Below are 16,440 nucleotides of genomic sequence, written 5' to 3' on the forward strand. Positions count from 1 at the left end.
GTCGCCTTTTGGGTCACCGTCGAATTCCCCGGTCCGGGTGACCGAAACTTTCGCTGACGACGCCGTAAGATCGCCCCATGACTGGAGCTGCCGACGGGTCTCGCGTCCGTCTCGCCGACATCGCCGCCGAGGCCGGGGTGTCGGTGGCGACGATCTCGAAGGTTCTCAACGGCCACGGCGACATCTCCCCCGCCACACGCGCCCGCGTCGATGCGCTGCTGACCGCGCGAGGCTATACACGCCGCGCGGGAAACGAGAAGCCCCGCGGCGACCTCATCGAACTCGTCTTTCACGAGTTCGAGGCGAGCTGGTCGATGGAACTCATCGCGGGGGTCGAGGAGGTCGCCAAGGCGCGCGGTCTCGCCGTCGTCGTGACCGAGAGCGGGGGTGCGCATTCGCTCGGAGAGGACTGGCTCGAGGGTGCGCTCCGTCGTCGTCCGGCGGGCATCGTCCTGGTCTCGTCCGCCCTCGTCGACCGGCAGCGCCGGCGCCTGACCACCCGCGGCATCCCCCTCGTCGTCGTCGACTCCGCGGGTGACCCGCCCGCCGACATCCCCTCGGTGGGGTCGGCGAACTGGTCGGGGGGTCTGGCCGCCACGCGTCATCTCATCGAGCTCGGACACCGCAGAATCGCCGCGATCACGGGGCCGAACGACATGCTCTGCTCGCTCGCACGCGTCGACGGGTATCGGTCCGCGATGGCGAGCGCGGGCCTCGAGGTCGATCCGCGGTGGGTGCGCTTCGGCACCTTCTACGTCGAGGGCGGACGCGATGCGGCGCGCGAACTCCTCGGAATGGACAACGCGCCCACCGCGATCTTCGCCGGGAACGACCTGCAGGCGCTGGGCGTCTACGACGCCGCGCGGGAGCGGGGCATGCGACTCCCCGACGATCTGTCGGTCGTCGGGTACGACGACATCGCGCCCGCCCGCTGGGTCAGCCCCGCCCTCACCACGGTCCATCAGCCCCTGCGGCGGATGGGGGCGGAGGCGACGCGCATGGTCTTGGATGCCGCGGCTCGACGTTCCCCCGACATCGTCCCCCGTGTCGACCTCGCCACCCACCTGGTCGTGCGGGGCAGCACCGCTCCGCCGCGCTGACGAGGTCGCGCGGTCCGCGGAGACGATGGGAGCGCACCCACGGAACTTTCGCTCAGGTTTCGTAACGTTTGCGTAACCAGACGGTCCGCGAATGCTCTCTGGGCGCATAAGTTGTCTGCCACAACCAAACTGCGCAAAGGAGCGCTCGTGCACAGACGCATATCCCCCCTGGTCTCCCTCGCTGCCGTGGGAGCCCTCATTCTCGGCGGTGCCGCCCCCGCGGTCGCCGCCCCGACCACCGTCAGTTCCGTCGACTTCGAAGACGGCACCACCGGCTCGTGGACCCGCAGCGGCGGGACCGACAGCACCCTGAGCGTCATCGACCTCGACGGCGGGAAGGTGTTGCAGGTCGCCGATCGCGACGCCGACTACGTCGGCATCCAGAGCCCCACGGGTATCTACGAGGCCGGCACGACGTATGACTTCTCCCTCCGGCTGCGATTGGCTCCGGGCACACCCGACACGAGCGCGCGCCTGGTCATGAAGCCGGCGTACACGTGGATCGGGAACACCACGGTGACCGCCTCGGGCTGGACCACGATCTCGGGCTCCTACACGACCGACGCCGGCGACGTCTCGGGGCTGCAGGCGTACATCGGCACCTCCGACATCGCCGGGACGCCCGCGTTCACCTACTACGTCGACGACATCTCCGTGACGACGGGTGCCGCCACCGGAGGGGGCGAGGTGCCCGACGTGGCACCGGGCGGTGCCGTGAACCCCACGACGACGCCCGTCTCGGCCGCGCAGGGCACCGGGAACGTCGCCGCGCTCACCTTCGACGACGGCCCGAACCCCGGGACCACGCCGGCGCTGCTCGACTTCCTCGCCGAGAACGACATTCGCGCGGTGTTCTGTGTCATCGGCCAGAACATCACCGCTCCCGGTGGCGCCGATCTCCTCCGGCGCATCGTTGCCGAGGGCCACGTGCTCTGCAACCACTCGACGACCTATGACGACATGGGCTCGCTGACGCAGGATCAGGCCGCGACCCGCATGGCGGAGAACCTCACGATCATCCGCACCGCGCTGGGTGACGACGACTACCCCGTGCCGTACTTCCGCGCGCCCAACGGTTCGTGGGGCAACACCCCCGCCGCCGCGGTCTCGCTCGGCATGCAGCCGCTCGCGGTGATCAACACCATCAACGACTGGGAGACGCAGGACGTCCCGACCCTCACCGCGAACCTTCGCGCGGCGACCAGGCCCGGACAGGTCGTGCTCGTGCACGACGGCGGTGGCGACCGCACCGGTTCGCTCGCGGCGGTGCGCACGGTCGTGACCGAGCGCCTGGCCGACGGCTGGACGTTCACCCTCCCGGAGGGCGCACCCGCCGGTGAGCCGGGTGGAGGCGAGCCGCAGCCCGGCGACGTGCTCATCGACTCGACCTTCGACTCCGGCGACCTCGACGGCTGGTCGGCCCGCGCGGGCTCGGAGACCTCCGACCCGCAGGTGACGGTCGTCGACGGCGGCGCCGACGACACGCCGTCGGCGGCACAGGTCGGGCAACGCACCCACGAAGGTGACGGCATCCAGCGCGACATCGTGGGGCTGCTGGAACCCGGCAAGACCTACGCGCTGAGCGCCGCCGTGCGCTTCGCGCCGGGCGCCACCCCCGGTCAGGGCCTCACCCTGTCGGCCCGCACCGTCTCGGGCGGCACGCAGAACTTCGCGAACCTCCTGCAGATCGAGAACGCCACCGCCAACGGATGGACCACCGTCCGCGGGGAATTCACCGTGCCGACCTACGACTCGGCCGCCGAGATCTACATCGAGGCGCGCTACAACAGCGGCAACACCTCGACGTTCCTCGTGGATCAGGTGCGCATCTCGGTTCCCGAGGCCGCGCAGGTCGACACCAGCCTCACGGCGGTGAAGGACACGGTCGACTTCCCGCTGGGTGTCGCGATCGACTCGCGCGAGACCACGGGTGCCGCCTCCGACCTGCTGCTGCACCACTACAACCAGATCACGCCCGAGAACCACATGAAGGTCGAAGCCTGGTACACCGGGCCCGGGCAGTTCGCACGGAACGCCGAGGCGACCGCTCTGCTCGACTTCGCGCAGGCCGAAGACATCGGGCTCTACGGGCACGTGCTGGTGTGGCACTCGCAAACGCCCGCCTGGTTCTTCCAGGACGACTCGGGTCGCGAACTGACGACCTCGGATGCCGACAAGCAGATGCTGCGCGACCGGTTGCGGACGCACATCTTCGACATCGCGGCATCCATCGCCGACGACTACGGACCCTACGGGTCGGACACGAACCCCCTCATCGCGTGGGACGTGGTCAACGAGGTCATCTCCGACCAGGCGACGCCCGATGGGCTGCGCACCAGCCGGTGGCACCAGGTGCTGGGTGAGGAGTTCATCCACCTGGCCTTCCGCTACGCCGACGAGGCGTTCAACGAGGAATACGCCGCGGCCGGCGCTGATCGACCGGTGAAGCTGTTCATCAACGACTACAACACCGAGATCGACGCGAAGGGCGCGCAGTACGCGGCGCTCGTCGAGCGTCTGCGGGAAGCGAACGTGCCGATCGATGGCGTGGGGCACCAGTTCCACACCTCGATCAACACGCCGATCACCGCCCTGCGTGGCGCGCTCGAGCGCTTCGAGGGATTCGGTCTGATGCAGGCGGTCACCGAGCTCGACGTCACGATCAACCCCGCCGATGACCCCAACCGGGTGCGGCAGGGGTACTACTACCGCGATGTGTTCAACCTGATGCGCGACTACCACGCGGCGGCACCGGCCGCGGAGAAGATCTTCTCCGCCACCGTGTGGGGCCTCACCGACACGCGGTCGTGGCGAGCCGAGCAGCAGCCGCTGCTGTTCACCGGCGGACTGCAGCCCAAGCCCGCGTACTACGGCGCGATCGATGACAGCACGGGTCTGCCCTCGCTGATCACGACCGCGAACGTGTTCGAGGGCGACGTCGAGGCGGATGCCGATTTCACCGACGCACCGGAATGGCGCAACCTGCCCTTCCAGCCGCTGACGGCGAACGCGGGTGGCTGGCAGGCACGATGGAACGCTGACCACCTCGCGGTGATCGTGCGCTCGACCGCGACCCCGAACCGGGTGGCCTTCACCTACGGGGAGCAGGAGTACTTCTACGCCCCAGGTGTCGAGGGATCGGTCGCGGGTGCGCAGGAGGTCGTCGATGGCGTGACCTACACGCTCGCTCACCTGCCGCACGCCGGCGTGGAGGCCGGCCAGGGCGCCGACTTCGACGTGCGTCTGCTGCGCGGCGACGAGGTCGTCGGGGCGTGGAACTCCCCCGGCGCCACCGGGCGACTCTCCTTCCTCGAGCCCCTGTCGTTCCTGCAGGTGCCGCAGCTCGCGGCCCCGACGGTGGACGGCCAGGTGGATGCCGCCTACGCCGACGCCGCGGTGGCGACCACCGGTCGCACGGTCGAGGGGTCGGCCGAGGGCGCGAGCGCCGAGGTGCGCACGCTCTGGCAGGGCAACACGCTGTACGCCCTGTTCGACGTGACCGACCCGGTGATCGATCTGTCGGGAAGCGACCCGTGGCAGCAGGACAGCGTCGAGCTCTTCCTCGACCTCGGGAACACCAAGGCGGGCACGTACGGTCCGAACGACACGCAGATCCGCATCTCGGCCGACAACGTGCTGTCGTTCGGGTCGGGGAACACCGCGATCCAGCAGGCGCGGGTGGCCGCGAGTGCCACGGCGCGCACCGACACGGGGTACCGCGTCGAGGTCGCGATCGACCTCGTGGGGCAGTCGGGCGGGCAGAGCAACGTGCCGCTCGGTGGCCTCGACACCGTGCAGGGCATCGACTTCCAGGTCAATGACGGCCGACCCGAGGGTCGGTTCTCGGTGAAGACCTGGGCCGATCCCACCGGCACCGGCTATCAGAGCACCGCTCGCTGGGGTGTCGCCGCGCTCGTCGCCGAGGCGACGGACCCCGGCACCGACACGGGGACGGACCCGGGTACCGATACGGGCACGGATCCGGGCACTACCCCGGCCCCCGGAACGGCGAGCGGCCCGCTGCCGCCGTCGCGCGGCTCGGCGGACGCGCTCGCCACCACGGGCAGCGCGGGACCGTGGGGAGCGCTCGCGCTCGGAGCCCTCATGGTGCTCGGCGGGGCGGTGCTCGCCCTTCGCCGACGGGGTCAGCGCACCTGACCCTCCCCCCGGAAGGTCACGCAACAGGGGAAGGGGGCGACCGCCCAGGCGGCCGCCCCCTTCATCGTGTGCACCGCTCGCCCCGTGGCCGGGTTCGACGCCGCACACGACGAAGGCCCGACGCGGGTGCGTCGGGCCTTCGTGCGAGAAAAAGGTAAGGCCCGGGGTGGAAGCCCGGGCCTAGGTTGAGAGCCGCGGTAGATAACGCGGACTTCTCGCTCCCCGGCTTGGACTCGAACCAAGAACCTATCGGTTAATAGGGAGTTGACCTAGCACTCCGGGGACTCTTGCGTGCTCCATGCTACACGACTTTCGCTCGGTTCTGCCCCGGAAAAACGGGTGTCGGACGGCTCCTGATTCGAGCGCCTCCGAGTAGAGCCCGAGCGCAGTCCGGCGGCACGGGCGCGCTACGCAGGGTTCGCGTGGCACGACCTCCGGCACCTCTACGCCAGCGTGCTCATCGCCACGAAGTAGTTCTCCATGGAGGAGATCGGCGCGTGGATGGGCCACGCCAGCTATGCGACAACCGTGGACCGCTACGAACACCTGCTCGACCCCGACTACGACATGAGCGCCTTGGACGCCTTCATGGACGCCGACAACTCGAACGTTACGCCGCTGCGGCCACGCCGCGCCGAGGGCGACTGAGACGGCTTAGATGCTCTTCCTTAGCGCCTTGCGCGCTGCCTTCGCATCCGCTTCGGCCGCCTTGCGTCGCTCGCGCTCGCGCGCAGTCTTGGCCTTCTGCTCGGACAAGCGCGCATCGTTCTTGTGCTCGCGCTCGGACTTGTTCTTGGCTCCCGGCGTACGCCCCATGTTGACTTCCCCCATGCTTCAGAGATGTCGATAATAGCCAACCGGCTGACCTTGCTCATCACCGCCGACGCTGCACGCCGCCATTCGCGAACAGATTCACGATCGTGACGGCAAGTGACACGGCCGCCTCCGCGGCTTCCTGCGTAGAAGGCACGTATGACGGCGTCCCAGGATGCCTGTCGCTGTGCCCGGACCACAGTGCCTGCAGCATCCCGAGCACGACCGCTTCGCTGGGATTCTGCGCGTGCTCCTTGATGAACGGGAGCTTCCAATCTCCCTGAGCGCGCATCTGGCCGATGGCCTTACCCAGAGTGGCGGTGGCGTCGTTCTTCATCACCAGCGGAATGACGACCGCCTCGACCGCTTCGACGGACTTCCTATAGCCGAGGTCAGGCTGAGGATCCTTGCCGTATACGGCGTGCCATGCCTCGGACAATAGCCGCCCCGCGTCACCTGGACGTGCCATCGCTGCGTCCGCGGCATCCTGGACGCCCTGCGGCACGCGGGCTTCGAGGCCGGGTTGGCCATCCCGAGTGCCCACTTTCCATCGTGACCCGCCATCGTGAAGCACCTTTTCAATCGCTTCATTGCGACGAGGATTGCTATGAGAGACGTTGTCGCGGATAAGCCAGTCGAGCACCCTCAGCCGCTCATCGGCGGACATTGCTGCGAACACAGAACCTGGACTTTCCTTCGCCAGCTTGTCTGCGTACGGCCGATCTCGTGACGCAAGGTCGAACTCTCGCATTCTCTCGACGCTCATGACCGTCTTCCCATTGGGATACCCATACGCGGAGACCTTGTGGGTGAACTCGGACTCGAACACAGTCCGTAAAGAGCTAACCATCCACAGGGGTGTGCCGTCGGCCAGAGTTGCGTGCTGTTCGGGGTCTGCGCCGAAGGGAGCCCATGTCATTAGGCCATCCTGCCGCAGGCCACCGACACAGCCGCGCTGATTTCGCGCTGATTGGCCGGAAACGACGAAGGCCCGGACCTCGCGACTTCTGCGAGATTCCGGGCCTAACGGTGGCTCCCCGGCTTGGACTCGAACCAAGAACCTATCGGTTAACAGCCGATTGCTCTGCCAATTGAGCTACCGAGGATCATGCCCGCCTGACGGTGGGCAACCAGACGATACTAACAGCACTCCGCCACCGCGGAAAAATCAGCCCGGCGAAATCTGCCGGTCGGGCGTGCCGCCCGGCGTCCACTGCAGATTCTCGGCGCCGTCACCGAACGCGACGGCGTGGCCGGCGCGGAGCACCAGCACGGCGGCATCCAGATCGCGCGGGGCATCGGCGTCGTTCGTCACCACGAGAGCGGCCATGCCGCGCTCCTCGCGGCGACGGACAATCGCCGCCCGCGCCGCGGCGCGCACCTCGACGTCGAGGTTGGCGTACAGGTCGTCGGCAACGAACAGCCGAGGCTCGAGCACGAGCGCGCGGGCGAGCGCCACGCGCTGACGCATGCCGGCGCTCAACTCGTACGGATACTTCGGGGCAGTCCCCAGCGGCAGCTCCATCTCGTCGAGCAGGGTCGCGACACGCACCGCCAGCGCGCGCGTGTTCACGCGGCGGTCGCGGGCGGTGATGGGCTCGGCGATGACGTCGTGAACCGTCAATCGTGACGGAAGGCTCGCCCCCGCCCCCTGGGGCAGGTACCCGGTGTGGAACGTCCACTCCCGCACCGCGCGCCCCGGGTGTCGGGCCGAGATGCCGTGCACGCGCGCGTCTCCCCCGACGACGACGAGACCGTCGTCGGGTCGCCCCGCCAGCAGCGAAGCGAGCGACGTCTTGCCGGATCCGGTCGGCCCCATCACCACGAGCGTCCGCGCCGCTTCGAGGGTGAAGGTGATCCCGTCGATGACTCGTACGCCGCTCCGCGCGAGCGAGAGGTCATCGGCGCGGATGGCGACTGCGGTGTCGAGGGACCGGGGCATGCCCCTCATCCTCCCCGACGCCCGCCGTGGATGCCACCGCGACGCGCTACGACACGATCAGGCGTTGCCGGTCGGCGTCGAGCTCGCGCAGCCGCAGCCGCAGTCGGCGCCCCTCCTCGGAGTCCGCGGGGACGCGCTGGATGCCGCGGAGCAGATCGTTCTTCTCTCGCTCCAACTCCCGCACGAGGAGCCCGCGTGCCAGATCGTTCGCCGAGGCCACGGCGCCCTCTTCGGTGCGCGCGGGGAAGTCGACCGTGAGGAGCTCGGCGGCGAGGGTGCGGAACGGCTCGCGCACCGCCTCGACGGCGGCCACCGCCCATCCCGGTTGCGACAGATCGGTGGATGCCAGGGTGCTGCGGACCGCCTCGAGGGCGGGGTGGCCGAACGGCGTCTGCAGGGCGCGGAGGAACAGGTCGGGCTCGATCCGGTGCCCGTACTGCAGGAACGCCATCATGGCACCGCGTTCGAGCGCGACGTCACGGGTGTTCGGGAGCGACGCGAGAGTCACCGAAACAGCGACCGGTGCCCGCTCGGGTTCGCCCGACCGCGCGTTCTCGCGCTTCTCGGCGCGATCGGCGCCGCGCGCGGCCCGTTCGACGGCGCTCTGCACCTCGGGGATGTCCAGGCCCAGTCGGCGGGCGAGCACGCGGACGTATCCCGGCCGCAGGGAGGGGTCGCGAATGTCGGCCACGATGGGGGCGGCGGCCCGGAGCGCACCGGCTCGGCCTTCGACGCTGGAGAGGTCGTAGTCCTTCAGCCGCTGGTCGATGACGAACTCGAACATCGGAGCCTTGTTGTCCATGAGGGAGCGCACCGCGCCGTCGCCGCGCTGCAGTCGCAGGTCGCACGGGTCCAGGCCTTCGGGAGCGACAGCGACATACGTCTGTGCGGCGAACCGCTTCTCGTCGGCGAAGGCGCGCAGCGCCGCCTTCTGGCCCGCGGCATCCGGGTCGAACGTGAACACGACCTCGCCCGACGCGCTGTCGTCGCCCATCACGCGCCGGAGCACGGTGATGTGGTCGCTGCCGAATGCGGTGCCGCACGACGCGATCGCGGTCGTCACCCCGGCGAGGTGGCACGCCATGACGTCGGTGTAGCCCTCGACGACGACCACGCGGTGCTCGCGCGAGATGTCGCGCTTGGCCAGATCGAGACCGTAGAGCACCTGCGCCTTCTTATAGATGGGCGTCTCGGGGGTGTTGAGGTACTTGGGGCCCTGGTCGTCGTCGTAGAGCTTTCGCGCACCGAACCCGATCACCTGCCCGGTCACGTCGCGGATCGGCCACACGACCCGCCCGCGGAACCGGTCGTAGACCCCCCGCTGGCCCTGCGAGACGAGCCCCGCCTGCAGGAGCTCGTCACGCGAGAATTTCTGCGCGAGGAGGTGGTCCATGAGCGCCGACCACCCCTTCGGGGCATATCCGACGCCGAAGTGCGCGGCGGCGCCGGCGTCGAACCCGCGGTCGCCGAGGAATCGGCGCGCGGTGTCGGCCTCGGGCGACATGAGCTGCGCGCGGTAGTACTCGGCCGCGGCGGCGTTGGCCGCGTACAGGCGCGAACGCCCGGTCGTCTCGGGGGCGGCCCCGCCGTCTTCGTAGTGCAGCGTGTACCCGACGCGCGCGGCCATCCGCTCGACCGCCTCGGTGAACGAGACGTGGTCCATTGCGCGGAGGAACGAGTACACGTCGCCCGACTCACCGCAGCCGAAGCAGTGGTAGTACCCGACCTGCGGACGCACGTTGAAGCTCGGGCTCCGCTCGTCGTGGAACGGGCACAGCCCCTTCATCGACCCGACGCCCGCGGGCTTCAGCGCGACGCGCTCACCGATGACGTCGGCGATGTTGATCCGCGCTTTGACCTCTTCGACGTCGGCCTGACGGATACGCCCCGCCATCAGGCATCCGCTCCCCGCGGGGCGCGGGCGCCCGGGGCCCAGACGCCGAGCTCGGCGGCATCCACTTCTCCGATGAGACGCCCGTGCCACGCGATCGCGAGCTGGTCGGTGAGGCTCGCGACCTGGTCGACCACCACGCGGCGGCGCGCGGCGTCGTCGTTCGCGGCGTCGAAGTCGGGGGCGTGCAGGGCGTCCAGCGCCTCGGGCCGCTCCCACAGGGCGGATGCCAGTCGCTTGAGCACGCGACGCTGCTCGCGGTAGAGCACCTTACGGCCGTCGATCGAGACGACGGTGGCGCCGATGATGCCCTTCAGCACCGCCATCTCGACCTCGACCTCGGCGGGGACGACGACGTGGGCGCGATACCGCGTGAGGGCGTCAGCGGAGTAGGCCTCGCGCGTCGCGGAAGTCGCGGCACGGGCGAAGCGCCCGATGAGGTCGGACGTGAGGTTCTTCAGGCGCGCGAGCGCGGGGCGGGTGCCGTCGAACGAGTGGATCCACTCGGGCATGGCCATGAGTCGGTCGAGGCCCGCACCGAGGTCGTCGCGGGGGAAGTCGTACCCGACCCAGGTCTGGATCGCGTCGAGCAGACCGTCGCGGCCGATGCGCGACCCCAACCGGGCAGGATCGACGTAACGGTTCACCACCGCGTCTTCGAAGTCGTGCACCGAGTAGGCGATGTCATCGGAGAGGTCCATGACCTCGGCCTCGATGCAGCGCTGCCGGTCGGGTGCGCCGTTGCGCATCCAGTGGAAGACCGGCTCGTCGTCGGGGTAGACGCCGAACTTCAGGCGCCCGCCCGGGTCGGGAACGGGAGCATCGACGGTCCACGGGTACTTGCACGTCGCGTCGAGGCTCGCCCGGGTGAGGTTGAGGCCGAAGGGTTCTCCTCCGGCGCCGAAGACCTTGGGCTCGAGGCGCGTGAGGATGCGGAGCGTTTGCGCGTTGCCCTCGAACCCCCCGATGTCTTCGGCCCACTCGTTGAGCGCGCGCTCCCCGTTGTGACCGAAGGGCGGGTGGCCGAGGTCGTGGCTGAGGCACGCGGTGTCGACGACGTCGGGCGACAGCTGCAGCGCGGTCGCGAGCTCGCGACCGACCTGCGCGACCTCGAGCGAGTGCGTCAGCCGGTTGCGGGCGAAGTCGGCGGGGCTCGCGGGGCTCAGCACCTGGGTCTTCGCGGCGAGACGGCGCAGCGCCGCGGAGTGCAGCACGCGGGCGCGATCGCGCGCGAAGTCGTCGCGCTGCGAGCGGTGCTGCTCGACGTGGAACCGGGCGGCGTCGGCGTCGACATAGCCGGTGGGGCGTGCGGCACCGGGGCCCGCCTCAGCCGCCATCGCCTCAGCCGCCACTGTGGTCGAGCTCCGCGTCGGCGAGGGCGCGACCGGCGTCGCTTCCGATCTCGCGGGAGTCCAGCCACCCCTCGGGCAGAGCCGGACGCTTGGGGGTTCCGGCGCGCCCGCGCTGCCCCTCGGCGGCCGCACCCGGGTACGGGGCGTCGAGGTCCATCGTGGCGAGCAGGTCGTCGATCTCGGCGAGCGCGTTCGCGGTCGCGAGACTCGCGCGCAGCTCGCCCCCGACGGGGTAGCCCTTGAAGTACCAGGCGACGTGCTTGCGGATGTCGCGGCACCCGCGACCCTCGTCGTCGAAGAACTCGACGAGCAGTTCGGCGTGGCGGCGGAACGCGCGAGCGACGAAGCCGAGTGTGGCGTCGACCGGCTCGCCCGACGCGGCGGCGGGTCCGCCGAGGGCGCGCGCGAGGTCGCCGAACAGCCACGGACGCCCGAGGCACCCGCGACCGACCACGACGCCGTCGCAGCCGGTCTCGGCCATCATGCGCACGGCGTCATCGGACGACCAGATGTCGCCGTTCCCCAGAACCGGAACGCTCGTCACCGTCTCTTTCAACTTCGTGATGGCGGTCCAATCGGCCTGACCCGAGTAGAACTCCGACGCCGTCCGGGCGTGCAGGGCGATCGAGGCGACCCCCGCACCCTCGGCGATGCGCCCGGCCTCGAGGTAGGTGAGGTGATCGGGGTCGATGCCCTTGCGCATCTTGATCGTCAGCGGCAGGGCGCCCGCCGCACCCACCGCGCGCTCGACGATCTCGCGGAACAGCGAGAGCTTCCACGGGAGCGCTGCGCCCCCGCCTCGGCGGGTGACCTTGGGGACGGGGCAGCCGAAATTGAGGTCGATGTGGTCGGCGTGGTCTTCCTCGACGATCATGCGAACCGCCGCCTCGACCGTGCTCGGGTCGACGCCGTAGAGCTGGATCGAACGGGGCGTCTCGGACTCGTGATGCCGGATCAGACGCATCGTGGTGTCGTTGCGCTCGACGAGCGCGCGCGTCGTGATCATCTCGCTGACGTACAGTCCGGCGCCGTACTCGCGGCACAGGCGGCGGAACGCGGTGTTCGTGATCCCGGCCATCGGCGCGAGCACGACGGGGGCGTCGAGTTCGATCGGGCCGATGCGCAGGGGGCGCGTCGGGGCCAGTGCCGTGTTCATCGTTCCATTCTCCCAGGTTTGACCGCACAGCGGTGCCCGCGCCGACCGGGGTCGCGCGCGGGCACCGCTGTGGAGGAGGGGTCAGGCGTCGGCGGTCGCGGCCTCGGCCGTGGCCCCGCGACGCTCGCTCCACACCTGGCGGGCGATCTGCGTGAACGCCTCGACCGGCTGGGCGCCGCTGACGCCGTACTTGCCGTCGATGACGAAGAACGGAACACCGGTGATGCCGAAGGCCTGCGCCTGCGCTTGATCGGCGCGGACGGCGTCACGGAAGCGCCCGGATGCCAGGGCTTCCCGTGCCGCGTCGGCGTCGAGGCCCACCTCGGCGGCGAGGGCCACCAGGTCGTCGTCGCGGCCGACGTGCTTGCCCTCGAGGAAGTAGGCCGACATCAGCCGCTCGGACAACTCGAGCTGGCGACCTTGCTCCTTGGCGAAGTGCAGCAGCTCGTGCGCCTTCACGGTGTTGGTGTGCTGCAGCAGGTCGAAGCGGTACTCCAGGCCCGCCTCGGCGGCCACGCCGGTCACGCGGTCGAGCATCTCGCGCGCCTGCTCGGCGGAGATTCCCTTGTGCTGAGAGAGATAGTCGGTCTCTCCGCCGACGAAGTCGACGGCGGTGTCCGGCGAGAGCTCGAACGAGTGGAACTCGATTTCGACGACCGGCGCGTCGTCGTCGGCGGCGGTCGCCGCGAGGCCGTTCTCGAGGTTGCGCTTCCCGATGTAGCACCAGGGGCAGGCGATGTCACTCCACACGTCGATCTTGATGGCATCCGTCATGTCGCGTGCAACCTTTCGCCTCGACGATCTATTCCGGTCGCGGCATTCATTTCGTGTTGGGGGTATCGATCGCGCCGCCGAAGCGGCGGTCGCGGGAGAGGTAGAGGCCGATCGCGTCCCAGAGGTGCGTCCGACGGAAATCGGGCCACAGGGTGTCGAGGAACACCATCTCGGCGTACGCGGACTCCCACAGCAGGAAGTTCGAGGTGCGCTGCTCGCCGCTGGAGCGGACGAACAGATCGACGTCGGGCATGTCGGGCTGGTAGAGGTTCTTTCGGATCAGCTTCTCGGTGATGGCGGTCGGCTTGAGCCGCCCGGCCGCGATGTCGTCGCCGATGCGCCGCATGGCATCCACGATCTCGACGCGTCCGCCGTAGTTGACGCACATCGTGAGGGTGAGTACGTCATTGCCCTCGGTCAGCCGTTCGGCGTGCTGGAGCTCCTTGATGACAGATCCCCACAGTCGGGGTTTGCGCCCCGACCACCGGATCCGCACACCCCATTCGTTCAGTTGGTCGCGACGGCGGTGCAGCACCTCGCGGTTGAACCCCATGAGAAACCGGACCTCGTCGGGCGAGCGCGACCAGTTCTCGGTCGAGAACGCGTACACCGACAGGTGCTTCACGCCCGCCTGGATCGCGCCGGCGACGACGTCGAGGAGTGCCGCTTCGCCGGCACGATGCCCCTCGATGCGCGTCAGGCCCTGGCGGTTGGCCCAGCGGCCGTTGCCGTCCATCACGATCGCGACGTGCTCCGGCACCGACCCCTTCGGGAAGGCCGGCGGGTACTCCCCCGTCCAATCCAGCGGTCGGTACGGAACGGCGTCTCGGTGGGTGTACGGCTTCGGGGTCATCGACTCGATTCCAGGTGCGAGAGAGAACGGATGCCACGCTCCAGGTGGAACTGCGCGTAGGCGGCGACGAGGCCCGAGGCGGCCGCGGTGGTGCGGTCGGGGGCGGCATCCACGACGTCCCACTCTCCCGCGATGAGCGAGCGCAGGAGGTCGACGGTGTCGCGCGCGACCCGCGGCGCGCCGGCCGGGGCGCACGCGGAGCAGACGACACCGCCCATTTGGGCGAGGAAGAAGTCGTGGTCGCCGACGGTTCCGCAGCGGGCGCACTCCCCGAGGCCCGGCGCCCAGCCCGAGAGAGCCATGGCGCGCAGCAGGTACGAATCGAGCACGCTGCGCGCGGCGTGGTCGCCGCGGGCGAGCGCGCGCAGCCCGCCGACCAGCAGCAGGTATTGCTGCGGCGTGGCTTCGGCCTCATTGAGGCGGTCGGCCGTCTCGACCATGGCGCTGGCGGTGGTGTACCGGTCGTAGTGCACGGCGATGTCGGCGCCGTAGGAACCGAGCGACTCGGCCTGCTGCACGATGTCGAGGTTGCGGCCGCGATACATCTGCACATCGGCGACCATGAACGGCTCCAGGCGCGATCCGAACCGCGACGAGGTGCGCCGCACGCCCTTCGCGACCGCGCGGATCTTGCCGTTGCGACGGCTGAGGAGGGTGACGATGCGGTCCGCCTCCCCCAGCTTGTGGGTACGCAGGACCACGACTTCGTCGCGGTAGGTGGGCACAGTCCATTATCGGTCCGCCCGACCGGGAGACGGCCGTGCGGCGCGCGCGGCGATCCGGCGCCCGAGGCCGGAGAATGGATGCCGTGAACGAACCGGCCTTCGTCATCCCGCTGTGGGCGGACCTGACCGCCGTCGCCCTCGGCGGCGTGCAGGGCGCGCTGTTCGCCTCGGGCTTCCAGGGGCAGCGCCGCGTCGACCTGCTCGGCGTCGCGATCATCGGCATCCTGCTGGGGATGGGCGGCGGTCTCATCCGCGATCTGCTGCTCGGGCTGACCCCGACCACGCTGCAGAGCAACTGGTACCTCATCACCGCGACGGCGGCCGCCCTGGTCGGGATGCTGCTGTCGGGGATCTTCCAGCGCCTGAACCGCGCGATCATCATGCTCGACGCGGTCGTGATCGGGCTCTTCGGTGCGTTCGGTACCTCCAAGGCCCTCGCACTGGGACTGCCCGCGGTGCCGGCGGTGTTCGTCGGCGTGCTGGCGGCGGTGGGGGGCAGTGTGCTGCGCGACGTGCTGATGGGGCTCCCCGTCGCGATCATGCACGTCGGCTCCCTCTACGCCGTCGCCGCCGGAGGTGGCTGCGCGGTGCTGGCGACCACCGCCGCGTTCGGCGTTCCGCTGCCGATCGCCGCGGTGATCGGCCTCGTGGTGACCACGATCATCCGGGTGCTCGCGGTGCTCTTCGACCTCTCGCTCCCCGAACAGCGCAAGCTCTACCGGCGCAAGGTCGCGGTCGAGACCACCGGCATCCCGATCATCCGCGTAAACGACCCCGAGTGATGCGGTGGCGTGATGCGGTGGCGTGAGGCGGTGGCGTGAGGCGGTGGCGTGAGGTGCCAATCTTTGTCGCCTCGGGCCCGCCCCAGGCGACAAAGGTTGGCGCCTCACGCTCGTATGACCGCGACCTCGTCGCCGACGCGGATCGTTCCGCCGTGGGCGACCGGCAGCAGCAGGATGCCGAGTGTCGGCGTTGTCTGACCGAATTGCGACGTGAGGACGCGGAGCAGGCGCGCATCGCGCACGCCCGTGTCGGGGTTGGCGGTGATCGCCGAGCACCGCTCGATCGGCTTCTGCACCTCGAAGGTCACGTCGCCGATGCGTACCGTTCCCGTCCACTGCAGTTCCTCCCAGGGCGCCGACCCGGAGAGGACGACGTTCGAGCGGAAGCGGCGATCGTCCACGGGCGCGGGCACCGTGGCATCCACGTCGGCGACGGATGCCGCACCGTGGAGCGACACGTACCCCTGAGGCCGATCCTGGAATCGTGACGTTCGGCCGTCGCCGACGAACGCGAACGGGAGGACGCCGTCCTCGTCGAGCAGGCGAGCGTCGGGGGTGGTGCGCAGAAAGTCGGTCACGGCCTGGGCGAGCTCGGCTCGGCCCGCCGGATCGTCGATGTCGGCGTCGACCGCGATGTCATCGACGCGCAGGCGCACGCGACGCGCCTCATCGTCGTAGGTCAGCTCGATCCGCGCGAGCGAGGGGACGCCCATGAGCGCGAGCCCGCGGCTCTTCGGCCAGACGGTGTCGTCGGGTGACTCCACGTCGGCGAAGGCGAAGGCCAACGACCGGTCGCCCTGCACCCGTCCGTCGGGCTGCACGACGAGCTCATCGCGGCGCTCGGGCGTGAAGCCCTTCACGGGGTAGCGGTACAGCGACTCGACGCGGATCACG

14 protein-coding genes and 1 tRNA gene are annotated in these 16,440 nt (G+C 69.7%); 4 read left to right on the forward strand and 11 right to left on the reverse strand.

Going from position 1 to position 16,440, the window contains the following annotated elements:
* Positions 1-77: 77 nt before the first annotated feature.
* The 3 genes from ACU6WY_RS07440 (at position 78) to ACU6WY_RS07450 (ending at position 5,906) form a co-directional block, all read left to right on the forward strand.
* Positions 78-1,100, forward strand: coding sequence for a LacI family DNA-binding transcriptional regulator (locus ACU6WY_RS07440; protein WP_483821798.1), 1,023 nt, complete (start codon positions 78-80; stop codon positions 1,098-1,100).
* 147 nt (positions 1,101-1,247) lie between these two features.
* Positions 1,248-5,258: an endo-1,4-beta-xylanase gene (locus ACU6WY_RS07445; protein ID WP_483821799.1), complete on the forward strand. Its 4,011-nt coding sequence runs from the start codon at positions 1,248-1,250 to the stop codon at positions 5,256-5,258.
* Between the two features lie 480 nt (positions 5,259-5,738).
* On the forward strand, positions 5,739-5,906 hold the full coding sequence (locus ACU6WY_RS07450; protein WP_483821800.1) for a hypothetical protein: 168 nt from the start codon (positions 5,739-5,741) through the stop codon (positions 5,904-5,906).
* 6 nt (positions 5,907-5,912) lie between these two features.
* Here ACU6WY_RS07450 and ACU6WY_RS07455 read toward each other — a convergent pair whose 3' ends face one another.
* The 10 genes from ACU6WY_RS07455 to recO form a co-directional block, all read right to left on the reverse strand.
* A complete protein-coding gene (locus ACU6WY_RS07455; RefSeq protein WP_483821801.1) occupies positions 5,913-6,089 on the reverse strand; it encodes a hypothetical protein in 177 nt (58 codons plus the stop codon).
* 43 nt (positions 6,090-6,132) lie between these two features.
* Positions 6,133-6,990 carry a hypothetical protein gene (locus tag ACU6WY_RS07460; RefSeq protein WP_483821802.1) on the reverse strand — a complete coding sequence of 286 codons (858 nt, stop codon included), beginning with the start codon at positions 6,988-6,990 and terminating at the stop codon, positions 6,133-6,135.
* A 111-nt stretch (positions 6,991-7,101) separates the two neighbouring features.
* Positions 7,102-7,177 (reverse strand) — tRNA-Asn (locus ACU6WY_RS07465).
* A gap of 62 nt (positions 7,178-7,239) precedes the next feature.
* On the reverse strand, positions 7,240-8,013 hold the full coding sequence (locus ACU6WY_RS07470; protein WP_483821803.1) for an ATP-binding cassette domain-containing protein: 774 nt from the start codon (positions 8,011-8,013) through the stop codon (positions 7,240-7,242).
* 46 nt (positions 8,014-8,059) lie between these two features.
* Positions 8,060-9,907 (reverse strand): DNA primase, encoded by a 1,848-nt coding sequence (gene dnaG, locus ACU6WY_RS07475; protein ID WP_483821804.1) that lies wholly within the window; start codon positions 9,905-9,907, stop codon positions 8,060-8,062.
* Positions 9,907-11,241 (reverse strand): deoxyguanosinetriphosphate triphosphohydrolase, encoded by a 1,335-nt coding sequence (locus tag ACU6WY_RS07480; protein ID WP_483821805.1) that lies wholly within the window; start codon positions 11,239-11,241, stop codon positions 9,907-9,909. Before ACU6WY_RS07480 ends, dnaG begins: the two co-directional genes overlap by 1 nt.
* Positions 11,242-11,245: 4 nt before the next feature.
* Positions 11,246-12,412 (reverse strand): tRNA dihydrouridine synthase DusB, encoded by a 1,167-nt coding sequence (dusB, locus tag ACU6WY_RS07485; protein ID WP_483821806.1) that lies wholly within the window; start codon positions 12,410-12,412, stop codon positions 11,246-11,248.
* A gap of 81 nt (positions 12,413-12,493) precedes the next feature.
* A complete protein-coding gene (locus ACU6WY_RS07490) occupies positions 12,494-13,186 on the reverse strand; it encodes a DsbA family oxidoreductase (RefSeq protein WP_483821807.1) in 693 nt (230 codons plus the stop codon).
* A gap of 46 nt (positions 13,187-13,232) precedes the next feature.
* The gene (locus ACU6WY_RS07495) at positions 13,233-14,039 is read right to left on the reverse strand and encodes an isoprenyl transferase (protein ID WP_483821808.1); all 807 of its coding nucleotides are present in this window, start codon (positions 14,037-14,039) and stop codon (positions 13,233-13,235) included.
* Complete coding sequence (gene recO, locus ACU6WY_RS07500; protein WP_483821809.1) at positions 14,036-14,764, reverse strand: DNA repair protein RecO; 729 nt, start codon at positions 14,762-14,764, stop codon at positions 14,036-14,038. The genes ACU6WY_RS07495 and recO overlap by 4 nt, the downstream gene beginning before the upstream one ends.
* Before the next feature lie 83 nt (positions 14,765-14,847).
* Between recO and ACU6WY_RS07505 the strand changes: the two genes are divergently transcribed.
* Positions 14,848-15,546, forward strand: a complete 699-nt coding sequence (locus ACU6WY_RS07505) for a trimeric intracellular cation channel family protein (RefSeq protein ID WP_483821810.1) — start codon at positions 14,848-14,850, stop codon at positions 15,544-15,546.
* 104 nt (positions 15,547-15,650) lie between these two features.
* Here ACU6WY_RS07505 and ACU6WY_RS07510 read toward each other — a convergent pair whose 3' ends face one another.
* Positions 15,651-16,439 carry an MOSC domain-containing protein gene (locus ACU6WY_RS07510; protein ID WP_483821811.1) on the reverse strand — a complete coding sequence of 263 codons (789 nt, stop codon included), beginning with the start codon at positions 16,437-16,439 and terminating at the stop codon, positions 15,651-15,653.
* Position 16,440 lies beyond the last annotated feature (1 nt).

This window comes from Microbacterium sp. ZW3a (genome assembly GCF_057167165.1).